22 protein-coding genes are annotated in these 24654 nt (G+C 66.1%); 10 read left to right on the top strand and 12 right to left on the bottom strand.

Features of this window, described 5'->3' with window-relative positions; all coding sequences use genetic code 11:
- Positions 1 to 124 precede the first annotated feature (124 nt).
- Positions 125 to 289, top strand: coding sequence for a Flp family type IVb pilin (locus QOU61_RS30260; protein ID WP_289654860.1), 165 nt, complete (start codon positions 125 to 127; stop codon positions 287 to 289).
- Positions 290 to 386: 97 nt separating this feature from the next.
- Here the strand turns inward: QOU61_RS30260 and QOU61_RS30255 are convergent, their stop codons facing one another.
- Both QOU61_RS30255 and QOU61_RS30250 read right to left on the bottom strand, forming a co-directional pair.
- Positions 387 to 941: an AAA family ATPase gene (locus QOU61_RS30255; RefSeq protein WP_289654859.1), complete on the bottom strand. Its 555-nt coding sequence runs from the start codon at positions 939 to 941 to the stop codon at positions 387 to 389.
- A 344-nt stretch (positions 942 to 1285) separates the two neighbouring features.
- Positions 1286 to 2896 (bottom strand): phytoene desaturase family protein, encoded by a 1611-nt coding sequence (locus tag QOU61_RS30250; protein WP_289654858.1) that lies wholly within the window; start codon positions 2894 to 2896, stop codon positions 1286 to 1288.
- A 312-nt stretch (positions 2897 to 3208) separates the two neighbouring features.
- Between QOU61_RS30250 and QOU61_RS30245 the strand changes: the two genes are divergently transcribed.
- Complete coding sequence (locus tag QOU61_RS30245) at positions 3209 to 5488, top strand: spermidine synthase (RefSeq protein WP_289654857.1); 2280 nt, start codon at positions 3209 to 3211, stop codon at positions 5486 to 5488.
- Positions 5489 to 5531: 43 nt separating this feature from the next.
- Here the strand turns inward: QOU61_RS30245 and QOU61_RS30240 are convergent, their stop codons facing one another.
- A complete protein-coding gene (locus QOU61_RS30240) occupies positions 5532 to 6380 on the bottom strand; it encodes an alpha/beta fold hydrolase (RefSeq protein ID WP_289654856.1) in 849 nt (282 codons plus the stop codon).
- Positions 6381 to 6690: 310 nt separating this feature from the next.
- Between QOU61_RS30240 and QOU61_RS30235 the strand changes: the two genes are divergently transcribed.
- Positions 6691 to 7017 (top strand): hypothetical protein, encoded by a 327-nt coding sequence (locus QOU61_RS30235; RefSeq protein ID WP_289654855.1) that lies wholly within the window; start codon positions 6691 to 6693, stop codon positions 7015 to 7017.
- A 93-nt stretch (positions 7018 to 7110) separates the two neighbouring features.
- Here QOU61_RS30235 and QOU61_RS30230 read toward each other — a convergent pair whose 3' ends face one another.
- On the bottom strand, positions 7111 to 7920 hold the full coding sequence (locus QOU61_RS30230; protein WP_289654854.1) for a L,D-transpeptidase: 810 nt from the start codon (positions 7918 to 7920) through the stop codon (positions 7111 to 7113).
- A gap of 300 nt (positions 7921 to 8220) precedes the next feature.
- Here QOU61_RS30230 and QOU61_RS30225 point away from each other — a divergent pair, with 300 nt between their 5' ends.
- The gene (locus QOU61_RS30225) at positions 8221 to 8547 is read left to right on the top strand and encodes a hypothetical protein (RefSeq protein WP_289654853.1); all 327 of its coding nucleotides are present in this window, start codon (positions 8221 to 8223) and stop codon (positions 8545 to 8547) included.
- A gap of 117 nt (positions 8548 to 8664) precedes the next feature.
- Here the strand turns inward: QOU61_RS30225 and QOU61_RS30220 are convergent, their stop codons facing one another.
- The 5 genes from QOU61_RS30220 to QOU61_RS30200 all read right to left on the bottom strand — a co-directional run bounded on the left by QOU61_RS30220 (position 8665) and on the right by QOU61_RS30200 (position 14381).
- On the bottom strand, positions 8665 to 9426 hold the full coding sequence (locus QOU61_RS30220; protein ID WP_289654852.1) for an ABC transporter permease: 762 nt from the start codon (positions 9424 to 9426) through the stop codon (positions 8665 to 8667).
- A gap of 38 nt (positions 9427 to 9464) precedes the next feature.
- A complete protein-coding gene (locus QOU61_RS30215) occupies positions 9465 to 10388 on the bottom strand; it encodes an ABC transporter ATP-binding protein (RefSeq protein WP_289654851.1) in 924 nt (307 codons plus the stop codon).
- A gap of 118 nt (positions 10389 to 10506) precedes the next feature.
- Positions 10507 to 11184, bottom strand: coding sequence for an OmpA family protein (locus QOU61_RS30210; RefSeq protein ID WP_289654850.1), 678 nt, complete (start codon positions 11182 to 11184; stop codon positions 10507 to 10509).
- Entirely contained in the window at positions 11181 to 11594 is a 414-nt protein-coding gene (locus tag QOU61_RS30205) for a hypothetical protein (RefSeq protein ID WP_289661871.1), read from the bottom strand. Before QOU61_RS30205 ends, QOU61_RS30210 begins: the two co-directional genes overlap by 4 nt.
- An 81-nt stretch (positions 11595 to 11675) precedes the next feature.
- Complete coding sequence (locus QOU61_RS30200; protein WP_289654849.1) at positions 11676 to 14381, bottom strand: ATP-dependent helicase; 2706 nt, start codon at positions 14379 to 14381, stop codon at positions 11676 to 11678.
- A 263-nt stretch (positions 14382 to 14644) separates the two neighbouring features.
- Between QOU61_RS30200 and QOU61_RS30195 the strand changes: the two genes are divergently transcribed.
- Positions 14645 to 14818 carry a DUF1328 domain-containing protein gene (locus QOU61_RS30195; RefSeq protein WP_289654848.1) on the top strand — a complete coding sequence of 58 codons (174 nt, stop codon included), beginning with the start codon at positions 14645 to 14647 and terminating at the stop codon, positions 14816 to 14818.
- 16 nt (positions 14819 to 14834) lie between these two features.
- On the opposite strand, the gene QOU61_RS30190 is transcribed toward QOU61_RS30195, so the two are convergent.
- Positions 14835 to 15338 (bottom strand): thioesterase family protein, encoded by a 504-nt coding sequence (locus QOU61_RS30190; protein WP_289654847.1) that lies wholly within the window; start codon positions 15336 to 15338, stop codon positions 14835 to 14837.
- Positions 15339 to 15410: 72 nt separating this feature from the next.
- On the opposite strand from QOU61_RS30190, the gene QOU61_RS30185 reads away from it, so the two are divergent.
- Positions 15411 to 16829: an FAD-binding oxidoreductase gene (locus QOU61_RS30185; protein WP_289654846.1), complete on the top strand. Its 1419-nt coding sequence runs from the start codon at positions 15411 to 15413 to the stop codon at positions 16827 to 16829.
- A 23-nt stretch (positions 16830 to 16852) separates the two neighbouring features.
- Here QOU61_RS30185 and QOU61_RS30180 read toward each other — a convergent pair whose 3' ends face one another.
- Positions 16853 to 18457 carry an MFS transporter gene (locus tag QOU61_RS30180; protein ID WP_289661869.1) on the bottom strand — a complete coding sequence of 535 codons (1605 nt, stop codon included), beginning with the start codon at positions 18455 to 18457 and terminating at the stop codon, positions 16853 to 16855.
- Between the two features lie 94 nt (positions 18458 to 18551).
- On the opposite strand from QOU61_RS30180, the gene QOU61_RS30175 reads away from it, so the two are divergent.
- From QOU61_RS30175 to QOU61_RS30160, 4 genes are all read left to right on the top strand, one after another.
- Complete coding sequence (locus QOU61_RS30175) at positions 18552 to 19427, top strand: LysR family transcriptional regulator (protein WP_289654845.1); 876 nt, start codon at positions 18552 to 18554, stop codon at positions 19425 to 19427.
- 81 nt (positions 19428 to 19508) lie between these two features.
- The gene (locus QOU61_RS30170; protein ID WP_289654844.1) at positions 19509 to 20822 is read left to right on the top strand and encodes a Spy/CpxP family protein refolding chaperone; all 1314 of its coding nucleotides are present in this window, start codon (positions 19509 to 19511) and stop codon (positions 20820 to 20822) included.
- A gap of 40 nt (positions 20823 to 20862) precedes the next feature.
- Positions 20863 to 22092 (top strand): Spy/CpxP family protein refolding chaperone, encoded by a 1230-nt coding sequence (locus tag QOU61_RS30165; protein WP_289654843.1) that lies wholly within the window; start codon positions 20863 to 20865, stop codon positions 22090 to 22092.
- Between the two features lie 402 nt (positions 22093 to 22494).
- On the top strand, positions 22495 to 22899 hold the full coding sequence (locus QOU61_RS30160; RefSeq protein ID WP_289654842.1) for a hypothetical protein: 405 nt from the start codon (positions 22495 to 22497) through the stop codon (positions 22897 to 22899).
- 10 nt (positions 22900 to 22909) lie between these two features.
- Here QOU61_RS30160 and QOU61_RS30155 read toward each other — a convergent pair whose 3' ends face one another.
- Entirely contained in the window at positions 22910 to 24598 is a 1689-nt protein-coding gene (locus tag QOU61_RS30155) for a SulP family inorganic anion transporter (RefSeq protein ID WP_289654841.1), read from the bottom strand.
- Positions 24599 to 24654 lie beyond the last annotated feature (56 nt).

Here is a 24654-nt window from a genome sequence, read left to right as displayed (position 1 = left end):
ATCGGACGGCCCTTAAAGCAACCTTAGGTTCCGCCGTATTATTACGGTGACTGGAACCTGGCGTTCCGGGTACGGAACTGAACGGAGTTCCATCGTTCCAGGATCAAAAAGGGCAGGATCAACAATGAAGGCTTTGCTTGCGCGCTTTTTCAAGGATCAGTCGGGTGCCACGGCGATCGAGTATGGGCTGATTGCGGCGGGGATCGCCATCGCGATCATCACCGCGGTACAGGGCGTCGGCACCTCGCTCAGCGGAAATTTCAGCACCATCAGCACCTCGCTGAAATAATCGAGTTAACGTCGCGTTCTCAGGGGCCGGGCCAGATGCGCCCGGCCTTTTCTTTTGTGAAGCGATCTGACGGGCGGAGCGGCGCCATCCGGCCGCTTCATTGGGCATGCAGCGCGGCCAGGATGAGGTCGGCGCGTCCTTCGATGCCGATCCTGGGCAGGATGCTGATCTCGTACCCGAGGCGGGCGTAGACGTTGACCAGCCGGTCGTACTCGGCCACCGCATCGGCCAAGCCGTGCCGCCTCTCTGCGTCCGCCCGGTAGATTTCCGGCCACGGCGGCGTCAGGAACACATGCCTGTTGTAGCGGTGGGCATGGCAGAGCCGGTCGATGACCGGCTCCCCGGTCAAATGCTCCAGTGCGGCAGCGGCATCGACCAGTCCACGGTCGAAAAACACCAGGCCCTGGCTTCGTTCGGCTGCCGCCCGATCGGCGAGTGAAAGCTCGATGGCCTGCCGGGCGAACGCCACGCCATCGACCCATGGCAGGGCAAGACCGGCGCCCGCCAGTTCTCGCGCCACGATGCGGCGGCCGGGTTCCTCGACCACCGCATGGCCACGCGCCCGCAGCTCATCGAGCAGCGTGGATTTGCCGCCGCCCGAGCATCCCGAGATGACGACGAACCTGTCGGCGGAACGATCATCTCGAAACATCTTGCACTGGACTCCGGTCGCACCCGCCAGAGCGCGGGATTTTTGACCGCCTTGGCTTACTGGCGCTCATGATTTCGAATCGAGACGTCACCTGTTCAACAGGGATACGCGTCGCGGAAGGGAGGCGTTACCCACAACGTGCCCACCGGCTTTATCAAGTGAGATCCACAGCCGAGATCCACAGCATTGTCGGATTGCTCCCGAACAGCGCCGCGCTGTTCCAGGCCGCAATAAGTCGACCACAAGGGCGGGGGGCACCGCGCCCCATTTCGGAACGTCTCAACCGCCTCCGCTCTCGTCATCCTCCGCCCAGTCCACAGATTGTCCACAGCTTGTCCACCGACTTATCCACCGGTCCTGAACAAGGCCCGGTGGTCGCGCAGGATGGTCCGCGCCGCATTGTGGCCGGGCGCGCCGGTCACCCCGCCGCCGGGATGGGCGCCGGACCCGCAGTGATAGAGGCCCCTTACGGGTCCGCGATAGTCGGCATGACCCAGCATCGGCCGCGCCGAGAACAGCTGGTTCAGCGTCAGCGCGCCGTGGAAGATGTCGCCGCCGAGGAGGCCGAACTCCCGCTCCAGGTCCAGCGGCGAGAGCACCTGCCGTCCGATCACGCTTTCAGCAAAACCCGGCGCATGGCGGTCGACGGTCGCGATCATCAGGTCGGCGACTTCCTCGCGGTGATCGTCCCAGGACTTTCCATCCGGCAGTTCCGGGGCGACATGCTGGCAGAACAGGCTTGCGACATGGCTGCCTTCGGGCGCGAGCGTGTCGTCCAGCGTCGAGGGGATCAGCAGCTCGACAATGGGCTCGCGGCTCCAGCCGGCTTGCCGCGCGTCGTGGAAGGCGCGGTCCATGTAGGCAAGGCTCGGCGCGATGATGATGCCGGCGGTGAGGTGGTCGCCCGCGCCGGGCAGCGCCGTGAACGAGGGCAGGCGGCTCAGCGCGACATTCATGCGGAAGGTGCCTGAGCCGTTCCGCCAGTGCCTGATGCGGGCCAGGAAATCCGCCGGCAGCGCGTCGCCCGGGATCAGGCGGGTGTAGAGCAGTTTCGGGTTGACGCTGGACGCGACATATCTCGCGCGGATGGAGGTGCCGTTGTCGAGCACGACGCCGGCGGCGCGGCCGCGCTCGACGATCACCTCGCGCACGCCGGCGCCGGTCTCGATCGCCACACCATGCGAACGCGCGGCGCGCGCCATCGCTTGCGTGATCGCGCCCATGCCGCCGACCGCATGGCCCCAGACGCCTTTCTTGCCGTTCACCTCGCCGAAAGCGTGGTGCAGCATCACATAGGCCGAGCCCGCGGCGTAGGGGCTCGCATAGTTGCCGACGATCGCGTCGAAGCCGAACACGGCCTTGACGAGATCATGCTCAAAGCGCTCGTCGAGCATCTCGCCGGCCGAGCGCGTGAACAAATCGAGCAGGTTGCGCTGCTGCGCAAGCGTCAGCTCGCGCAGGATATTGGCCGTGCCAAGCGCATTCAGCGTCTCGCGGATCGCGTTTGGGCCAAAACCTTCGACCAAATTGGGCGGCGCGCGCAGCACGAATTGCCGCAGCACGTCGGCGATCGCCTCAAGCTCGCGCGAGAACGCCGCGATGTGGTCGGCGTCGTGCTCGCTGAGCAGCGCCACCGAAGCCGCAGTGCGGCCCTCGCCGGTAAGGAGATAGCTGCCGTCGGAGGCAGGGAGGAAGTTCTGCGCGCGGCGCTCGACGATTTTCAGCCCATGCTCGTGCAGGCGCAGGTCGGCGATGACCCTGGGGTTGAGCAGGCTGACGGTATAGGCCGCGACCGAGTTGCGGAAACCGGGATGGAATTCCTCCGTCACCGCGGCGCCACCGACGACCTTGCGGCGCTCGACCACGGTCACCCTGAGGCCGGCCATGCCGAGATAGGCGGCGCAGGTGAGGCCATTATGGCCGGCGCCGATGATGACGACATCGGTTTCGTTCATCTTGCTTTCAAGAAGCCTTGATTAATCCGGGCCTGTCATAGCGAACTCGCAGGCTTCAGCACAGCGGTTTGATCGAACGGCTAGTGCCCGCTTTCCGAAGTTCGCGATCCGTCGCAGCAGCCTCTGTGCGAACTTCGGAAAGCAAAGGGCACTAGCGAAATCGATGATACCAGTGCCGCTTTCGATTTGAAGTTCCTGGATTGAACTTGCCGCAGGGGAGCAGGAACTTCAAATCGGCGGCACTGGATTGCCCGCCTTGGTGCCATATGGTCCATTGCGCTTCCTCCCCACCAGGCTTGAGCCGGAGTTTTCATGCCGCCTTCCGACGTCTCCAAGGACCAGCCATCCGCTTCGCGCAACCGGCTGGTGCTCACGGTCTACACGGCGGCGATCTTCGTCAGCGCGCTGCTCTTGTTCTCGGTGCAGCCGCTGTTCACCAAGATGGTGCTGCCGCGGCTCGGCGGCTCGCCCGCGGTGTGGTCGGTGGCGATGGTGTTCTTCCAGTCGCTCTTGCTGGCCGGCTACGCCTACGCGCATCTGCTGATGCAGATCAGGAACCGGACCATCCCGGTCGCGGTGCATCTGGTGCTGCTGGTGCTGGCTTTCCTCACTTTGCCGCTGTCGATCGCCAATTCCTTCGGCGAGCCGCCGACGCACGCCTATGCGTTCTGGCTGCTCGGCCTGTTCGTGGTCTCGATCGGCCTGCCGTTCTTTGCGCTTGCCGCCAACAACCCGCTGTTGCAGGCCTGGTTCGTTCGAACAGGTCATCCCGCGGGACCCGATCCTTACTTTCTCTACGCGTCCTCCAACATCGGCAGCTTCCTGGCGCTGTTGTCCTATCCGGTGCTGCTGGAGCCGGTATTCACGCTGCGCACGCAGAACCTGATCTGGACCTCCGGTTATGCGCTGCTGATCGCGCTGATCGCAGCCTGCGGCGCGCTCCTGCTGCGCTCGCCCGCGCTGGCGCATGCCGACGCACAGACCGAAGCGACCGACGCGCCGCCGCCTTCGTGGAGCCAGCGCGCGCGCTGGATCTTCCTTGCCGCGGTGCCGTCAGGTCTCCTGATCGCAGTGACCGCGCATATCTCGACCGACGTCGCGGCGGCGCCGCTGCTCTGGGTGCTGCCGCTGTCGCTGTATCTGCTGACCTGGGTGCTGGTGTTCCAGTCGCGGCCGCTATTGCCGCATCGCTGGATGCTGATGATCCAGCCGCTCGCGATCGCGGGCGTGGTGGTGCTGCTCGCGGTCGGTGGCGAGCAGAACCTGCTGCTCACCCTCGGCGGCCATCAGCTCTGCTTCTTCCTGATCGCGATGGCCTGCCACGGCGAACTGGCGCGGACGCGGCCGGCGGCAAAATACCTCACCGGCTTTTATGTCGCGCTGTCGTTCGGCGGCATGGTCGGCGGCCTGTTCGCCGGGCTCATTGCTCCCAATGCTTTTTCGTGGGTCGCGGAATATCCGATCCTGGTGGCGCTGGCGGCGCTGTGCCGGCCGTCGACCGGCGCCGAGCGGCTGCCGCGCTGGAGCGCCTGGTACTGGCCGGTGCTGGCGCTGCTGGCCGCTGTGCTGATCGGATTGTCCTATTCCAGCGGCAGTGCCACGTCCTGGCTCGAAGGCCATCGCGTCTGGATGGCCGGCGGGGTCGGCGTGCTTGCGGCGCTGCTTGCGCTCGCATTCAACGCCAACCGCTGGAAGATCTTCGCGACCGTCGCGGTGGCGCTGGTCCTGATCCGCGTCTATCCGGCGGACGAGGGTCGCGTCGTCACCGTGCGCAGCTTCTTCGGCGTGCACAAGATCGTGGTGACGCCGAACGGGCAGTATCACGTGCTGATGCACGGCACCACGATCCACGGCGCGGAAAAATTCCTCAACAATGACGGCACGCCGGTCACCGGCCGGCCCGAGCCGATCACCTATTATCACCGCGACGGCGGCATCGGGCAGGCGATCACGGCGATGCGGGAGCGCAAGGGCGCGCCGCTCAGGGTCGCGGTGATCGGCGTCGGTTCGGGCACGCTGGCCTGCGCGGCGGAGCCAGGCGAGATCTGGAAGTTCTTCGAGATCGACCAGACCATGGTCGACGCCGCGCGCGACCCGAAATATTTCAACTACATCCAGCGCTGCGCGCCGGACATGAAGCCCGTGATCGGCGACGCGCGGCTGACCTTCGCCAGGGAGCCCGACGGCATCTACGATCTGATCATCGTCGATGCCTATTCCTCGGACGCGATCCCGATCCATCTCGCCACCGCGGAGGCGATGAAGATCTACAAGGACAAGCTGGCCCCGCAGGGCGCCGTCGTGATGCACGTCTCCAACCGCCACCTCGAGCTCGAGAGCGTCGTGGTCGGCATTGCCGATGCCAACGATCTGAAGAGCTGGGTGTACAGCGAGGATTCCGGACGCGACGACGAGTATATCTTCGCGACTTCGGTCGTGGTCTCCGCCCGCGAGGACGAGGACGTCGGCAAGCTCGCCTCCTCGGAGCAATGGACCGAGACGCCGCCGACCGAGGACCAGCGGGTCTGGACCGACGACTATTCCAACATCCTGGGCGCGGTCTGGCGGCGGCTGCGCTACGGCGAGCAGTGAGAGCGGTTGCAGGGATGGCGTCGCGATGACGCCGCAGGCGGCGTCAGTTCTTGGCTTCCGCCGCCGTCGTCACGCCAAACTGGGTCGGATCGGCCGCGGAGAGCAGCGGGATCGGCGAGGGGCCTTCCTCGTCGTCGAGGAACTTGTGGACCTGGGCCTGGATCGCCGTCTTGACGCGATCCGAGCCGCGGTCGCTCAGCTCATTGTGCTGGAATTCGGTGCGCACCACCTTGATGCCGGCCTTCTCGCAGATCTCGTCGTCGGGCACGACGCCGGGATCGGCCTTGAACACCGGGTCCCTGGAGCGGAAGGAGAGGATCTTGACCTTGCCGTCGGTCAGGAACGGCACGCGCAGATTGTCGAGGGTGACGACCTTCTTGACGAGATCGGGATGCAGCTTGGCGAAATACATCGAGATGTCGCCGCCGTTGGAATGCCCGATCAGGGTGAGATGCTTGTAGTCCGCGTTCGGATAGACCTTCTTCAGCTCGTCGACTGCGAACATGATGTTGGAGATGCCGCGGTTGTACTGCATGCGGCGGCCGACATATTCCTCGCCCGTCCTGGTGACCATCGGATCGTCGCTGGCGAGGTCGTGCTGGATGCTGACCACGAGATAGCCGCGCGAGGCGAACAGATTGGTGAGGAACGAGTATTCGGTGTTCTTGACGGTGTTGCCATGACTCAGGATCGCGACCGGCAGCTCGATCATCTCGGCGATCGATTCCATCTCGCGGTCGCGGCGGACGGCGACGTCGATCGTCACGGGGCGGTCGGCGCGCAGGACGTCTTCGAAGGTGAGCGTCCGGTGACGGATCGCCCATTTGCTCGCGGTGAAATAGCCAAGGGTGATCAGCGCGCAAACCGCCAGCACGGTAAAGCCACGTTTCATCTCAGCCTCCAATGAAATTTGGTCTTATGCGTTTGGTCAGAAAATTCTGGTGTTCATGACCGCTGCTCCGGCGGCGCGGTGGCGGCTTGTTACGCGTCTATATCGGCCGGGTTTTTTACAGTTGTTTTACGGGACGGTGACACCGCGAGGCGGCGTGGTCACGATTACCGGCGCTCGGGTACCGCGAAAAGGTTCCACCCGCCCAGGATCACCCGCGGGACCCACGCCGGTCAGGCTTATCGGAGATGGCAACCTTTTCCGCTGCCGGCGGTTGAATGCCTTGACATCACGACAAAACGAGGAGGACCGAATGAGGACATTTGCAATTGCGCTGATGACTGGCGTTGCCGTACTGGCCGTCGGCGGTGCCGCCAAGGCATCGGACATCTATGCCACCGGCGAATATGCCGGCCCCGGCCTGGTTCAGCAGGTTCGGCTGGTCTGCGATGAAGACGGCCGTTGCTACCGGACCCGCGGCGGAAGCCGGGTGATCGTCCGCGATTCCTACGGCTATATGCCGCGCGACCGCTATATCGAGCGTCGAACCTACCGCGACTGGGATGACGGACCGCGCTCCGGCGTCGGCGTCTATGCCCCCGGCGTGAGCGTCGGCGTGGGTGTGGGCGACCGCTGGTAAGTCGTAACAACGACTAAAAGGCCGCCGAATTGTTGTTCGGCGGCTTTTTCATGTGAGCCAAGTGCTTAAGGCGTGCGACCGGCGCCTCACGCGTCAGTCGAACAGGCCGCGCGGCTGGTAGTACTGCCGCTGCTGGTAGTAGCCTCCTTGCGGCTGCTGCGCATAGCCATGGTTGTTGTCGTACTGGTACTGCTGCTGCGGATAGGCCTGCGCGTTGTTGTAGGTCCGGCGGCGCGGCGCCGGGTAGATCTGCGCGTTCGAGCTGCCGTCGGCGGGATAGATGTAGCCGTCGTCTTGCGCCTGCTGCGGAACGACGCGGCGTCCCGGCAAGAGCTGCGGCTGCGGCGTCAGCAGCACCGGCTCGCCGGCGCTGCCATATTGCTGGTCGGACGGGTACTGCTGCTGATCATATTGCGGAGCCATGTCGCGGCGCGCGACTGCGGCGGTGGCGCGGCGCGGGTTGCGCGCAAGCGCGATCTGCGACGAGCCGGTCAGCGTCACGGTGGTGTTGAGCACGCCCTGCGCCTTCACCAGCGCGTAGAGCGTGGTGGCATTGGCGCGCGACAGGCGCACGCAGCCGTGGGACGCGGGCGTGCCGAGCCGGCCTTCCGATTCGGTGCCGTGGATCGCATGGCCGATCTTGGTGAAGAAGATCGAGTGCGGCATCGGCGCGTCGTCGAATTCCTTGGAGTAGTGGTCCTCCTCCATGCGGAAGGTCCGGAACGCGCCGTTCGGCGTCTCGTAGGAGGGGATGCCGGTCGAGACCGGCCAGTGGTAGCGCTCGACGCCGTCGACCGAGACCGTCATGGTCTGCGAATTCTTGTCGACGAGGATGGAGACGTTGGCCTGGGCGGCGGTCGCAAACAGCGTCGCGCCGGCAATGGCAACAAGAAGGAAACGCATCGTACTGGCCTCCGGGCCTCACACACACACACACAGCGCCGCGGCTCACCGTCCCCGGCATTCACTATGCCGGGAATCCGGCCTTTGTTCCAGCGGCCCGCAATCAGCATCGTTAACAGGCGCTGAGGCCCAGGCAAGGCGCGCGGCGGCTATGGCCGGCATGCGGTGCTGACATTTTCGCGAGGGGAGGCCGCTTCGGCGACGCGGATCGGCCGTAAAGGCGCAACCATTTCGCCGTACGGGCGTTTCAGATTCCTGTTTCTCCCGGTGTGATTTGTCGCCGGATTTCAGGGAAGCAAGATGAACAAGACCAAGATCAAGACCGCGGCGGCGACGAAGGGCCTGCCGCTTCGCCTCGCGTTTGCGGCTGCGGGCCTGGCGCTCGCATGGCTTGCCATGCCCCATGCCGGGCATGGGCAGGGCATCGTGCGCGGGGCGCAGGAAGGCGCCTATGAGGGCAACCGGGTCGCCGGTCCCGTCGGCGGGGTCGTGGGTGGCGCGGTCGGTGCCGGCGTTGGCGGCGCGGTGGGTGCGGTCGAAGGGGTGTTCGGCGTTCCGCATTACCGCTACCGTCATCACTGCAATGGCTACCGCGACGGCTACGGGCACTTCCACTGCTACCGGTGACTTTGAGCTGTCATTCCGGGGCGCATCGCAGATGCGAACCTCAGATGCGCAATTGCGCATCGGGGAATCTCGAGATCTCGGGTCTGCGCTTCGCGCATCCCGGGATGACCCTTCGGCTCAGTTCTTCAGCCGGTATCCGGTCTTGAAGATCCACCACACCACGACCATGCAGATGACGAGAAACGCCGCCGTCATGCCGATGCTCAAGGCCACGCTGACGTCGGCGATCTCGTAAAAGCTCCAGCGGAAGCCGGAGATCAGGTAGACCACCGGGTTGAGCAGGGTGATGGTGCGCCAGCCCGACGGCAGCATGTTCACCGAATAGAAGCTGCCGCCGAGGAAGGTCAGCGGCGTCACCACCAGCATCGGGATCATCTGCAGCTTCTCGAAACCATCGGCCCAGATGCCGATGATGAAGCCGAACAGGCTGAAGGTGACGGCGGTCATCACCAGGAAGGCCAGCATCCAGACCGGATGCTGGATGTGCAGCGGAACGAACAGGCCGGCGGTCGCCAGGATGATCAGCCCGAGGATGATCGACTTGGTCGCGGCCGCCCCGACATAGCCGAGCACGATCTCGAAATAGGAAATCGGCGCCGACAGGATCTCGTAGATGGTGCCGACGAATTTCGGGAAGTAGATGCCGAAGGAGGCGTTCGCGATGCTCTGCGTCAGCACCGAGAGCATCACGAGCCCGGGCACGATGAAGGTGCCGTAGCTGACGCCCTCGACCTCGGTGATGCGCGAGCCGATCGCGGCGCCGAACACCACGAAATAAAGCGAGGTGGAGACGACCGGCGACACGATGCTCTGCAGCAGCGTGCGCCAGGTGCGCGCCATTTCGAACAGATAGATCGCGCGGATCGCCCGGTAATTCATGGGTCTGGCTCAGGCTTGGGTCAGGTCGATCTTGGGTTTCAGTTTCGCCGCACCAGGCTCACGAAGATGTCTTCGAGCGAGGATTGCGTGGTCTCGAGGTCGGAGAAGCGGATCCCGGCGTTGCGCAGGTCGCCGAGCAGGCTGGTGATGCCGGTGCGCTCGCCCTGGGTATCGTAGTCATAGATCAGCGCGTGGCCGCCGTCGCACAGTTCGAGCTGGTAGGGCGCAAGCGCCGCGGGGATCGCCTCGATCCTGCCCTGCAAATGCAGCGTCAGCCGCTTGCGGCCGAGCTTGTCCATCAGCTTGGCCTTTTCCTCGACCAGGATGATCTCGCCCTTGTTGATGACGCCGATCCGGTCGGCCATCTCCTCGGCTTCCTCGATGTAATGCGTGGTCAGGATGATGGTGACGCCGGAGGCCTGCAGGGCGCGCACCACCTCCCACATGCCCTTGCGCAGCTCGACGTCGACGCCGGCGGTGGGCTCGTCCAGAAACAGCACCTGCGGCTCGTGCGACAGCGCTTTCGCGATCATCACGCGGCGCTTCATGCCGCCGGACAGCGTGACGATCTTGGAATCCTTCTTGTCCCACAGCGAGAGGTCTTTCAGGACCTTCTCGACATAGTCGGGGTTCTTCGGCTTGCCGAACAGGCCGCGGCTGAAGCTCACGGTCGCCCACACCGTCTCGAAGGCGTCGGTGTGCAGCTCCTGCGGCACCAGCCCGATCAGCGAGCGCGCCGCGCGATACGAGGTGATGATGTCGTGGCCGTCGATGGTGATGCGGCCGGTGGTCGGGTTGGCGATCCCGCAGATGATGCTGATCAGCGTGGTCTTGCCGGCGCCGTTCGGCCCGAGCAGCGCGAAGATCTCGCCGCGTCCGATCTCGAGGTTGACGTTGTTCAACGCCTTGAAGCCGGAGCCATAGATCTTCGACAGGTTGGCAACGGAAATGATCGGGGACATCTCGGGTTTTGCGGCGGCGGAACGCCCGCGCGAGGGCGCCGGAGAATGGGGAGCGGTGAGAGTCCGGATCAGATAGGAACGGAAATCCGGCTCCGCAATCGGAGACGGAAGAAATCTTCTATCTTTTCCGCGCCGACTTCTTGGCGGACGCCGGCGCAGCCGCCTTCGGCTGCGCGGGCTGTTCGCTCTGCTCGGGGACTTTTGCGATCGTGATGATCTGCAGCGCGTTGTTGACCGGCGCGTTGGGATGCGCGGCATCGAGCAGCTGCTCCTCGCCGAGCCCGACCGCCTGCAGCCGCTTCGCCGAAATCTTGAAGGTGTTGACGAGGACGTCGCGGATCGCATCCGCGCGCCGCTGGCTGAGCAGCACGTTGTTCTCGCGCCTGCCATTGGCCTCGATATGGCCGACGATCAGGAAGCTGTAGGGCAGGAGCTGCGCCTGCACCAGCGCGTCGGCGATGCGTCCGACCGTCTGATAGGAATCCGGCAGCACGATCGGCGTATCGACGTCGAACTGGATGTCGGCATTGAAGGCCGGCAGCGCGGTCAGTTCCGGCGCGATCGGTGGCCGCTTCTGCGGTGGCGGCTCGTTCTTCGACCGCGACCGTGACCGCGTCAGCACCTGCTCGCGCAAGGTCGCAACGTTGACGTCGGGCGCGCTCTCGAAACGGTTGAGCTGGGCCACGATGTCGTCCCGCGTGGCGGGGGCTTGCGCGCGCGCCGGTGCGGCGACTATCAGCAGCGCGGCGCCCGCCACGAAGGCGACGGCGCGCAGGCCTCGTGCCGGCCGAATCACTGGTACCCCGCGTCGGTTATGGCCTGGCCGCAGTTGCGGCTGACGCCCTTGGCCGTCACCAGGCAGGGAACCGATTTGCTGGTTTCCTTGGTCGAGCCGGCGCACAGCTTGACGATCTCGCGCGTGCAGGCATTGGCCACCGTGACACGCGCCGCGATCCGCTTCTGGATGGCGTCAAAGCTGGAGAGGTAGCTGTCCCTGCACTGCGGTGAGACGACGTCCCGGTTGCGCGACAGGCATTCCTTGAGGCGGCTGGAATCGAGGTTGACCCCCCGGCAGTTGGCGACGATATCCGCCCCGCAGTTTTTGGCGAGCAGCGCTGCCGCATCGCCAAAGCTCATCGTTTCCGCCGCCGCAATCTGCGGCGCGGCGAATAAAGCCATGACGAGAATGACCCAACCCCGGACCATGGCGGCATCTGATATGCGGGGTTGCCGGTGGTCAAGACCCATGGCGGGCAAATGGGGTGGAAGGCTGTGCGACAATCTCGCTCACGCCCGCTCCACGAAGCTGTCCACCACTTTCTTCTCGCCGGCCTTTTCAAACGCAATCGTGAGCTTGTTGCCGTCGATCCTGACGACGTGGCCATAGCCGAACTTCTGGTGGAAGACGCGGTCGTCGAGCGAAAATTCCGACGTCGTGCCGGTCGATTTCGCCACCAGCTCGCCCTCGATGGTCAAGGGGGCGCGCCGGCTGCGCGAGAAGCCGAAATCGCCGCGGCCGGAGGCGTCGCCGCGCGAGCCTGAGGCATCGCCGCGCGAGCCTGCGGCATCGCTGCGCGAGCCCGAGAAGGGCGACTGCTCCTCGGCAAATCCGCCGCGGGCCTGGCCGCCGCCGCGGTTGCGTGCACGGTTGGCCTGCGCCCGCTGCCAACCCGGGGTCGCATAGCTAGAGCCAAAGGATTCCACATTGTCGAAGCGCGAGGCGCCGTAGCCGCCGGCGCCGCCCCATCCCGAGCCGCCCTTGGATTCCGTGATCTCGACGCTCGCCGCCGGCAATTCGTCGAGGAAGCGTGAGGGGATCGTGGTCGACCAGGTGCCATGGATGCGGCGGTTGGTGGCGAAATAGATTTTGGCGCGGCGGCGGGCGCGGGTCAGCCCGACATGGGCGAGGCGGCGCTCCTCCTCGAGCCCGGCGCGGCCCTGTTCGTCGAGGGTGCGCTGGCTCGGGAACAGGCCTTCCTCCCAGCCCGGCAGGAAGACGTTGTCGAACTCCAGCCCCTTGGCCGAATGCAGCGTCATCAGCGAGACCGCTTCCTCGCCGCTGCCGTCCTCGCGGTCCATCACCAGCGCGATGTGCTCGAGGAAACCTTGCAGGTTCTCGAACTCCTCCATCGAGCGCACCAGCTCCTTGAGGTTTTCCAGCCGGCCCGCCGCGTCGGCCGAGCGGTCCTTCTGCCACATCTCGGTGTAGCCGCTTTCGTCGAGCACGATCTCGGCGAGCTCGGTATGCGGCGTCACCTCGCGCATCGCGCGCCAGCGGTCGAACTGCAGCACGAGATCGCGCAGGCTGCCGCGCGCCTTCGGCTTCAATTCGTCGGTCTCGACCACGGCGCGCGCCGCCTCGAACAGCGGAATGCGGCGCTTGCGGGCGTGATCGTGCAGAAGCTGCACGGTGGCGTCCCCAAGCCCGCGCTTGGGCACGTTGACGATGCGCTCGAAGGCGAGGTCGTCGGCCGACGAATTGATGGTGCGAAGATAAGCCAGCGCGTCGCGGATTTCGGCGCGCTCGTAGAACCGGGGACCGCCGATCACGCGGTAGGAGAGCCCCAGCGTGACGAAGCGGTCTTCGAACTCGCGCATCTGGAACGAGGCGCGCACCAGGATCGCGATCTCGTTGAGGTTTTCACCTGCGCGCTGCAGCTGCTCGATCTCCTCGCCGATGGCGCGGGCCTCTTCTTCCGAGTCCCAGCCGCCGGTGACCGTGACCTTCTCGCCGTCCTCGTCCTCGGTGCGCAGCGTCTTGCCGAGCCGGCCCTCATTGTGCGCGATCAGGTAGGAGGCGGCGGCGAGGATGTGGCCTGTGGAGCGGTAGTTGCGCTCGAGCCGGATGACCTTGGCGCCGGGAAAGTCGTGCTCGAAGCGCAGGATGTTGTCGACCTCGGCGCCGCGCCAGCCATAGATCGACTGGTCGTCGTCGCCGACGCAGCAGATGTTTTTCGGCGGCGAGGCGGCAGCAGACGTGTTCTTACCCTCTCCCCCTGTGGGAGCCGAGACGAGCGAAGCTCGCTCTGAGGGTGCCGAACCGCGCAGCGGTGAGGCGGGTGAGGGGTTGCTCGCATCGCCAGACGACCCCTCACCCGGCTCAATCTCCCTGCGGTCGATTTCGCCACCCTCTCCCACAAGGGGAGAGGGTACGACCGCGCGCGCGGCAGAAGAACCAGGCGCCTGCGAGAGCAGCCGCAGCCAGAGATATTGCGCGACGTTGGTGTCCTGGTATTCGTCGACCAGGATGTACTTGAAGCGCTGCTGGTACTGCCGGAGCACGTCGGGGTGCTCGCGGAAGATCCGGATGTTTTCCAGCAGCAGGTCGCCGAAATCGGCGGCGTTGAGGATTTTCAGCCGCTCCTGGTAGCTCGCATAGAGCTTGCCGCCCTTGCCGTTGGCGAACACGGCGGCCTCGCCCGCCGGCACCTGTGACGGACCTAAGCCGCGGTTCTTCCAGCCGTCGATCAGGCCGGCGAGCATGCGCGCCGGCCAGCGCTTGTCGTCGATGTCCTCGGCCTGCAGGAGCTGCTTCAAGAGCCGCACCTGGTCGTCGACGTCGAGCACCGTGAAGTTCGACTTGAGCTGCGCCATCTCCGCATGCATGCGCAGGATGCGGCCGCCGATCGAATGGAAGGTGCCGAGCCAGGGCATGCCCTCGACCGCCTGGCCGAGCATCTGCCCGAGCCGCAGCTTCATCTCGCGCGCCGCCTTGTTGGTGAAAGTCACCGACAGGATCTCGTTCGGCCGGGCGCGGCCCTGGCTCAGGATGTGGGCGATGCGCGTGGTCAGCACCCGCGTCTTGCCGGTGCCGGCGCCGGCCAGCACCAGCACCGGGCCGTCCAGTGTCTCCACCGCCTCACGCTGCTCGGGATTGAGGCCGTCGAGGTATCGCAAGCCGCCGGCGGCCGCCCGCGCACGCGCGGCAATGCCGCCGGCCACCGGCTGGTGGTCGGGTGCGCGGATGGGGCTCAGCTTGCTCGGTTCGGTCATGCGAATCAGGTGTTGCCCACGTTGGCACCGTGGGGCCGTAAAGGGGAGGGAGCTTCTTAGCAGGGATTGCGGCTCATATGGGGTTTTCGCGCCTCGTTTCACAGGCTTATGCGGGCGGCCCGGCGCGCCGCAGCGCTCGATTTTGTTCCCGCAATTCGCGCAGTTTTGACGGTTTCGCACGTCGGAACCCCTGTTTCCGCGGCGGATTGTTACGCAAAGGGCGAGGCGAAGAATGCCCGCCGTCCGTTCAAGAGGTTCTGAGCATGTTAGGCTGGGTCGTCACCTTTCTCATCATCGCGCTGATTGCCGGTATTCTCGGCTTCGGCGGCGTTGCCGGCGCTTCCATCGAAATCGCCAAGGTCATCTTCTTCATCGCGGTCGTGCTGTTCCTGGTCTCGGCCGTGGTCGGCGTCGCGCGCGGCCGCAGTCGGGTCTAGGCCGCTGTCACCCGCTTCATCGCGGGGGCATCGCCACCTTGCGGCCGATGCCCTCGGGCCGGGCGACCGCGGCGTGGGCCTCGACGACCGCCCGGATGCGGGCGCGGATATCGGGCGGAAACGGCGCGGTCCTGCGTGCGTTCATGTCCATGTGCAGCGACATGTTCTCCGACGTCGCCGACAGCCAGCCTTCGCGGGCGTGGCGCAGCTCCTCGAAGGTGTGGATGCGCTTCTCGTCGGCGTCGAGCAGATAGACCGAGACCTGCACAGGGTCGCCGAGATGGATCTCGCGCAGATAGCGCACATGGGCTTCCGCGGTGAAGGTCGAGCCGTGGCGCTCCTTCATGTAGGCCGGCCCGATCCCGAGTTGCAGCCACATCTCGTCGATGGCGCGGTCGAGCATCACGTTGTAATAGGCCATGTTGAGATGCCCGTTGTAGTCGATCCATTGCGGCTCGAGCTGCATCACCGAAGACTTGAACGGGGCGGGCGGCAGCGGCATGTCCTTGAAGGCGCTCATGAAGGGTCCTGATTGTTCTCTTGACCCCCTATATATCCTTTGCCACGGTCGGCTGAAGCCGGGAGACATGATGTGGCAACGACGACGACCAATAATTTGACGCGGCCGGAGCCGAAGGCGCTGGCGAGTGCGCTTGAGGCGCTCACGGCGCGGTTCGGCAACCGGCTGATCACTTCGCTTGCGGTGCGCGAGCAGCACGCCCATACCACCACCTGGATTCCGACGCAGCCGCCCGATGCCGTCGTCATGGCGCAGGAAGTCGCCGACATCCAGGACACGGTGCGGATCTGCGCCAAGCACCGCGTGCCGGTGATCGCGTTCGGCACCGGGACCTCGCTGGAGGGCCATGTCAACGCGCCGGCCGGCGGCGTCACCATCGACCTGCGCGACATGAACCGGGTGCTGGCGGTGCATGCCGAGGACCTCGACTGCGTGATCGAGCCCGGCATCACCCGCAAGACGCTGAACGAGCATCTGCGCGACCAGGGCCTGTTCTTCCCGATCGATCCCGGCGCCGACGCCTCGCTCGGCGGCATGGCCTCGACGCGCGCCTCCGGCACCAACGCGGTGCGCTACGGCACCATGCGCGACAACGTGCTTGCGCTGAAGGTGGTGCGCGGCGACGGCGAGATCATCACGACCGGTACGCGGGCGAAGAAATCCTCCGCCGGCTACGACCTCACCCATCTGTTCGTCGGCGCCGAAGGCACGCTCGGCATCATCGCCGAGCTCACGATGCGGCTGCGCGGCATCCCTGAGACCATTGCGGCCGCGGCCTGCTCGTTCGATAGCGTGCGCAGCGCCTGCCAGGCGACCATCCTGGCGATCCAGACCGGCATTCCGGTTGCCCGCATCGAGCTGCTCAATGCCGAGCAGGTGAAGGCCTGCAACGCCTATTCGAAATTGTCGCTGCCGGAGACGCCGCTGCTGCTGCTCGAATTCCACGGCAGCGAGATCGAGGTCGCCGAGCAGTCGAAGAATTTCGGCGAGATCGCCAAAGAATGCGGCGGCGGCGATTTCACCTGGACCACGCGGCCCGAGGACCGCACCAAACTGTGGCAGGCGCGGCACGACGCCTACTGGTCGGTCAAGGCGCTGCGGCCGGGCGCGGGCGTGGTCGCGACCGACGTCTGCGTGCCGATCTCGCGGCTTGCCGACTGCGTCACCGAGACCGAAGCCGACCTGAAGCGGCTCAATCTGTTGTCGCCGATCGTCGGCCATGTCGGCGACGGCAACTTCCACTGCTCGCTGCTGTGCGACGTCAACGATCCCGACGAGATGGCGCGCGGCGAGGAGTTCATGCATCGCCTGATCGAGCGGGCGCAGTCGATGGATGGCACCTGCACCGGCGAGCATGGCGTCGGGCAGGGCAAGCAGAAATATCTGAAGGCCGAGCTCGGGTCCGAGGCGCTGGAGGCGATGCGCGCCATCAAGCAGGCGATGGATCCGCTCAACATCTTCAATCCCGGCAAGATCGTGCCGGCGGCGTGACGCGCCGCCGCCGGACTAGGAAGCTACATATCCGCCAGCTGCCCGCGCGCCCGGTCCGGCGATGCGTCGACAAGCGGTTGCAGCGGTGCAAGCCCGTCGGGCTGCGGGTCGAGCGCGGCCGGAACCATCTGCCGGCGCTGCGGGCCGAACACCACAAAGCTGAGCGCGGCCAGAATCCACACGCCGATCCCGCCATATAGTGTGACCCAGCCAAAGCCCTGCGCGAGCGCCGCCTGTGCGACACCCTCCGGCACGAGCGGCGACGCCGGGCCGCCCTGTCGCAGCAAGGAGATGCTGCCCGCGGCGATGGTCTCCGCAAGGGTGCGCAGCTCGTCCACACCGTGCGCCGGCGCCAGCGTCGACCGCAGCGACGACAAAATGCCCTCGACCAGGATAAGTCCCATCACCGCGATGTTGATGGCGAGCGTGATCAGCCTTGCGCTGACGTCGAGGCCGGAGGCCATGCCGGCGCGGTTCGCAGGCACCGAGCCGGTCGTCATGTTGGTGGCCGGCGTGGTCGTGAGGCCAAGCCCGATGCCGGCAATCAGGGCGCCGGACAACACGACGGGAGCATTGGCCCCCGAAATGCCGGCCGCCATCGTCACGAAGCCGAGACCGATGGTGAACAGGCCGAGCGGAATGACGATCCGCGCCTGATAGCTCAGCAGGAGATACTGCGCGACGGGCGGCATCACCAGGAAGGGGATCGTGTAGACGAGCAGCGCCAGCCCCGTCATGGTGCTGTCGTAGCCGAGCGCGGCCGAAAGATAGATCGGCAGAAAGATGATAAAGGGCCAGTAGCTGAAATTCATGCCGATACAGGCGATGATGGCGCCGGAAAAATTCCTGATCCTGAATACCGAGAAGTCGAACATCGGGTGGGCCGTGAGGTTCTCGACGACGATGAAGGCCGCAAAGCTCAGCGCTGCGATGGCGGCAATGACGATGGCCCTGGTGACGCCGAGATCGGCGCCCTGGGTGATGTCATAGGTCAGGCCGAATACGGCGAGCGTGAGCGTGACGATGCCGACGACGTCGAGGCTCCCGGCGTGCGGATCGCGCGACTCCGTGATGCCGGCGCGTGCAAGGACGCCGCAGACGATCGCGATCGGCACATGGATCAGGAAGACGGCCCGCCAGCTCGATAGTCCGAGCGCTGCGCCGCCAATCAGCGGGCCGAATCCGAGGCCGATGCCGGCGACCACGCCCCAGATCGCGAATGCGTGGCCGCGACCTGCGCCATCCTGAAACGCGTGGGAGAGGATCGCGATCGAGCAAATGAACATGGCGCCGCCGGCCATGCCCTGCAGGAAACGACTGACGATCAGGATCTGCGTGCTCGGCGCCAGTCCGCAGAGCAGCGTCGTGGCGGCGAATGCGACGATGGTAACGACGAACACCCGCCTGCGGCCGAACCGGTCGGCCAGCGTTCCCGCCGCCATCAGCACCGTCGTGCAGGCGATGGTGTAGGCGTTCATGATCCACTGCATGCCCTTGAAGTCGGCATGCAGCACCCCCTGAAGGACCGGCAGGATCACCGGAACCGTCGAAATTTCCAGACCGAACATCAGCGCCGCCAGGCAGCTCGCAGCCAGGGCTGCGACGTTGCCGTTGTGAGAGACCAGCATTCCAAACCCCTTGTTGCGATGTGAGGGGCTAGATACGCCGCGCTTTTTCATATATAAATGGTATGAATTCTGATATCAGAGATGTCATTTCGTTATGCTTGTGCCGCTTACCCTGGACGTCGATTCCGTGCGGGCCTTCGTGACGGTCGCCGAATTGCAGAGCTTCACGCGAGCCGCCGAAGTGCTGGGCTCAAGCCAGGCGGCGATCAGCACAAAGCTGAAGCGGCTCGAGGATCGCCTCGGCGAAAGGCTCATCGAGCGAACGCCGCGTCACGTGCGCCTGTCCGTGCGCGGCAGCCTGTTCCTTTGCGCGGCGCGCGATTTCATTGCGGCTCACGAGCGTGCCGTTGCAGGTCTGGTCGCCGAGCCGCGCCGCCTTGCGATCGGCTTTCTGGACTACACGATCGGTGCGGAGCTTCCCGAGCTTCTGGCCCGGCTGCACACGCATGATCCATCGCTTGTTTTCGAGATCCGGATCGACAGTTCGCGCAATCTTCTCGATGCGTTCGGTCGCGGCACGCTTGATGCGGTGATCGTGCGCCGCGAGGATGACCGGCGCGACGGCGAGCTGCTGATGCAGATGCCCCACGGCTGGTTTGCCGCCCCGGGCTTCGTCCACCGCGAGGGCGAGCCATTGCGGCTGGCGAGCTGTGCGGCGACCTGTGGCGAACGGATATTCGCGACCCGCGCGCTCGATGCCGCCGGTATTGCCTGGACCGAGGTCTTTGTCGGGGGCGGGACGGCCGCGGTGGCAGCGGCGGTCTCCGCGGGCCTTGCAGTCGCGTCCTTGGCACACCGCGTCGCGCCTGCCGACGCGATCGAGGTGAGCGAGCGGCTCGGATTGCCGCCGCTGCCGCCCTCCGCGATCGTGCTGCACTCCACGCTTACCGATCCACGCTCGCGGGCGGCCCTGCGGGCGATGGCGACGGCCCTGCAGGCGCGCCGTCCGCCCGCGGAGGGACGCTCGTAATGGCGGCCCGCGCATGGAACTTTTGGTTCCATTACGCGTAGTCTCCGTAGCGCCGCGATCTGCGGCGCGGCGAGAAGGCCGATGTCCAGGGCCAAGTCAAAACCAGTCATGGCAATCGTCGTCGTCCTGCTGACGGCCATGCTGTCGGTCGCGGCAGTGGCGCGGGGCGGGGGCGGTCATGGCGGCGGCCACGGCGGAGGCCATGGCGGAGGTCATGGCGGAGGTCACGGCGGCGGCCACTTTCACGGCGGAGGCCATTTCCACGGCGGCGGCCATGCCCATTTCCACCATGGTCATTTTGGCGGCGGCCGCCATTTCGGTGGAGGGGTTGCCCGGCATGGCTTCGGCCAGACCAGAAACGCCGCGCTGAACTCATTCTCCCACGGCCGGGGGTTGCGCAGTGCGCGCATCCTCGGCAATCCCATGGCCCGCGCCCAGCTTGCGGCCGGCGTCGCCGTTGCTGGCTGGCATGGCGGCGCCAACGGATGGTGGCGCCACAGCCACGGCGGATATGGCTGGGTGGGCCCGCTGTTCTGGCCATTCGCCTACTACGACATCTACGACTATACGATCTGGGGCGATGGCATCGGCTTCTGGGAGTACGGCTATCCCGACATCTATGCCGGCATCTTCGCGCCTTACGGTTATAACGAGCTCTCCGGCTACGTGACGCCCTCGGGCGGCCGGAGGTTGCGCGGCGCAGCCGCGCTCGCACAGATCTGCAGTGACGACAGCCGCGACATTGCGGGCCTTCCGGTCGAGGAGATCGCGCAGGCGATCGGCCCGACCGAGGCACAGCGTGCCGCCCTTGACGACCTCGCCGACGCCTCGCTCAGGGCCGCGCAGACCATTCGAGCAAGCTGCCCGATGCGGGTAGCCGCGACGGCGCCAGGCAGGCTTGCCAACATGCAGCAGCGCATCGAGGCGATGATTTCGGCGGTGGCGCTGGTGCGGCCCCCGCTCGAAAAGCTGTACGGCCTGCTGGACGACGAGCAGAAGGCGCGGTTCAACGCGCTCGCCGCGGATCAGCGCAGGAAGGCCGAGGCCAGCAACACGAGCGGCTCCATCGCGACGGGCTGCGGCGCCGCGCCGCCGGCGGCGATGGCCTGGCCGGCCGACGAGATCGAGGCGAGACTGCATCCGGACGATGCCCAGCGCGCCGCGCTCAAGGGGCTTCAGGACACAAGCAGCCGCGCCGCCGAAACGCTGAAAGCGGCCTGCCAGCCCGCCGATGCCGTGACGCCGACGGCGCGACTCGATATCGTCGGCAAGCGACTCGACGCCATGCTGCAGGCGGTCAAGTCGGTGCGCACGGCGCTTGAGAATTTCTATGCAACGCTCAGTGATGAACAGAAGGCGCAATTCGAGGCGATCGGACCAAGGCGTACAAGCTGACTGATCGGTCCAGCGGAGAGTGCCGGCGCAGGAGAGTGCCATGTCGAAGATCCGCATCGGAATTGCCGCTTTGGGCGTTTCGTCCGTGCTTCTGGCTGCCCTGCCGCCGGACGCAGCCCTGGCCAGGGGCTTGCGCATTGGCGGCGGCCCCATCGGCATCGTGAGGATGGCCGCCTCGCGCGTGCTGGCGATCGGCGGCTTGCGCGGCCGGCACTATTCCGGGCGCCGCATCAGGGTGGCGAGCGCGCGCGACACCGTCGAGGCGTTGCCGCGCGTCGAAATAACCCGCAACGGCGACTGGGTCGGCAAGCCGGTGGCGCGGGTGCAGGTCGCCGCGGCGGCCGCCTTGGCGGGCTGGCATGCCCGTCGCGGCACGAATGGATGGTGGCAGCACGGCGACGGCGGCTATGGCTGGGTGGGGCCGCTGTTCTGGCCGTTCGCCTACAACGACATCTACGACTACACGCTCTGGGGCGATGGCATGGGCTTCTGGGGCTACGGCTACCGCGACATCTATGCCGCGATTTTCGTGCCCTACGGCGATGACGACCTCCAGCGCTACATGGTGCCGCAACGCGGCAGGCATGGCCGCTTGCCGTCGCTGGCGCAAATGTGCGGCGATGACGGAAGCGAGACGGCGGGCCTTCCGGTCGATCAGCTCAGGCAGGCGATCCAGCCGAGCGACGAGCAGCGCGCCGCGCTCGATGATCTCGCCGGCGCATCGGCGGAGGCGGCGCGGACCATCCGTTCGGCATGCCCGACCGAGGCGGCGTTGACGCCTGCGGGCAGGCTGGCTGCGATGCAGCGGCGCGTGGAGGCGATGAAATCCGCGATCGCCACGATACGGCCGCCGCTGGAGAAACTCTACGAGCTCTTGGACGACGAGCAGAAGCGGAAGCTGACGGCGTTCGCGGATCAGCGCACGGCGTTCGCTCCCAAGGTCCCGGCCGCCCAGAGCTGCACACAGCCCGGAACGTTCCAATGGCCCGGCGGCGAGCTCGAGGCGAGGCTGCATCTCAACGACGCGCAGCGCGGCGAGCTCGCGGCGCTCCAGCGCGCGGATGCTTACGCCAACAACACGCTGAACTTCGACTGCCAGCCGGACGAAGGGCTCGCGCCGCCGGACCGGCTCGCGACAGCGGACACGCGGCTCGACGCCATGCTGGATGCGCTCAAGCTGGTGCGGCCGGCGGTGGACGATTTCTATGCGACGCTGAATGACGAACAGAAGGCGCAATTCGAGACGATCGGAGCGAAGCGCACGAGCTGAGCGAAGCGGAGCCCCCGTTCGGGGCACAAGGATTAGGCTTGCATTGGCCGGCGTCGCAAATGACCATGGCAACCTAGTGGAGCGGATTTGACGTTCGCTGCCGCGACTCCCCTAAGCGAACGTCAAATCCAAAGCTCCACTAGTGTGGCGGTTCAGAAGTCCGCACCATTGTCGCCGCGAGTTCGTCATGCGGACTTCTGAACCAAAGCCACACTAGATCAATAAGTTGCTAGTGTCCCTTCGATTCCGAAGTTCGCAAACGAGGGGCCGCAGAATGATGCGAACTTCGGAATCGGAACACTAGTGTGGTTTGGTTCAGAAATTCGCAAACGTGCCTCCTCAGGCGGCATGCGAATGTCAGGATCGGACCACTAGCTTCCCCGTGCAGCCAGGGTCGGCGCGATGTGGCGGTTTGGCAAAACGACGCCAAAGGAGGTCTGGGACGAGCCGATCGCGGGGCCGATCGGCGATATCGCGGCGGCGGAGCGTATCCGCAACATCTGCCGCTCCGCGGCCGACAGCGCCGAGCAGGTCGCCGGCTCCGCGGGCGGGCCGGATGCGAGGCAAAAGTCGGACCAGGCCAAGCGGCAGCGCGAATCCGAACGCTATGAGCGCGCGGCGCGCGCCGCGATGGAGATCGCCATGAAGATTTCCGACGACCTGATGCGCGATTCCGCGGTCGCCCAGATCGTGGACCTCTGCGCGAAGGCCAACGACATGAAGACGGCGCGGATCCTGTTCCGCGCCATCCAGGCCGAAACGATCCGGACGGATGTCACCAACGCCCATCCGGCGCTGCGGCTATGAAGGCTCGCGGCTACTTCGCCAGCGCGCGCACGGCTTCCTCGACGCTGTGGAAGATGTGGTCCCGCGGCAGGACATCATAAAGCGCGAAACGCTCGAAGGCTGCCTGCGCGCGGGTCGATTCGAGCCGCGCCATCGCCACCGTCACCCCTTCGTCGCGGCACTCGCCAAGCAACTCGTGCAGCACCTGCGCGGCGGTGAAGTCGATCTCGACCATGCCGCTGGCTTCCAGCACCAGCAGCTTCGGCTTCGGCACCGCGGCCTTGACGACGCCGAGCACGTCGGCCCGGAAGCTCGGCGCGTTGAGGAACGACAGCGGCGCCTGCATGCCGACGACGGCGACGCCGGGGACGCGTTCGCCCGCGACATGCGGATGGGCCGGCCACCAGATCGTGGTGCCGGGCACGCGATCGAAGGTGACAAGCCGGGCGCGCGTCGTGCTCCAGATGCCATGCAGCAGCGACAGCGTGATGCCGAGCCCGGCGCCCTGCTGGATCGGCAGCGCGACGATGGCGGCCACGGTGGCAAGGACGAGGAGGAATTCGGCCTTGGACTGGCGGTAGATGGTGAGGATCTGGCGCAGCCGGATGATGCGCAGCGCCACGAACAGCAGAATGCCGCCGAGTGCCGCGTCCGGCACATGCGCGAGCAGTCCGGTGCCGAAGGCGAGCAGCGCCAGCACGATGGTCGCGGCGAAGAGGCCAGAAGCCTGCGAATGGCCGCCGGTCTCGGCGACGATGCCGGTCCGCGGCGGGCTGGCGTTGACCGGGAAGGCGCCGAACAGGCCGGCGAGGATGCTGCCGGCGCCGGCGCCGAGAAAATCGCGGTCGACGTCGGCGGGCTTGTCGGGGTCGGACGGGAACGCGCGCGTGGTCGCCGCCGTCTGCACCATCACGACGATGGCGATCGTCAGCGCGAGCGACACGAGGCGCGCCCAGCGTTCCGGCGCGATGTCGGGCAGCGACGGTATCGGCAGCGTGCCCGGCACCGCGCCGACCACGCGCACGCCCTTGGCTTCGAGGCCGGCCCCGATCACCGCGAGCGTCGCGGCGACCAGCCCGATCAGCGCGCCGGGAATCTTCGCACTGACGAACTCGCAGGCGAACACCACGGCGAGCACGCCGAGGCCGATGACAAGGGTGAAGATATTGACATGGCCGAGCTCGCCCGCGAGCACGCCGATGCGCTCAATCGTCGATCCGGAAGGCGAGGGCAGCCCGAGCACCCCGGGCAGTTGCGACACCAGGATGTGCACGGCGATGCCGGCGAGGAACCCGACCGTCACCGGCACCGACAGCAAATTGGCGATCCCGCCGAGGCGAAACAGGCCGCTCAGCGTCAGCATAACGCCGACCAGCAGGGCGAGAGCGATCGCGAGTGCCTGATAATCCGGCGAGCCGACCGCGGCGAGCATCGCGAGCCCGCCGGCGAAGATCGGCGTGATGGTCGAATCGGCGCCGCAGGACAGGAACCGGTTGGCGCCGAACATCGCAAATCCGACCGACCCCGTGATGAAGGCGAAGAAGCCGATCTCCGGCGGGAAGCCGCCGAGCCGCGCGGTCGCCATCTGCTCGGGGATCGCGATCGCGGCCAGCGTCAGGCCGGCTGCGAGGTCGCCCGGCAGGAAGCCTGGGCGATAGGCACGCAGCGAACGGAATGGCAGCCACGAGTGGTTGGCTTTCTCTGCAACGCCCTGCGCCATCGATCCCTGCTCGCGTCGAACCGTCAAAGCCTACCGGCTCGACCGCCAAAGTCAAA

The organism is Bradyrhizobium sp. NP1, from assembly GCF_030378205.1.
In the GTDB taxonomy this organism is placed as follows: Bacteria; Pseudomonadota; Alphaproteobacteria; order Rhizobiales; family Xanthobacteraceae; genus Bradyrhizobium.
The sequence above is the reverse complement of the archived record's forward strand: the minus strand, read 5'-3'. Positions and strand labels throughout refer to the sequence as shown.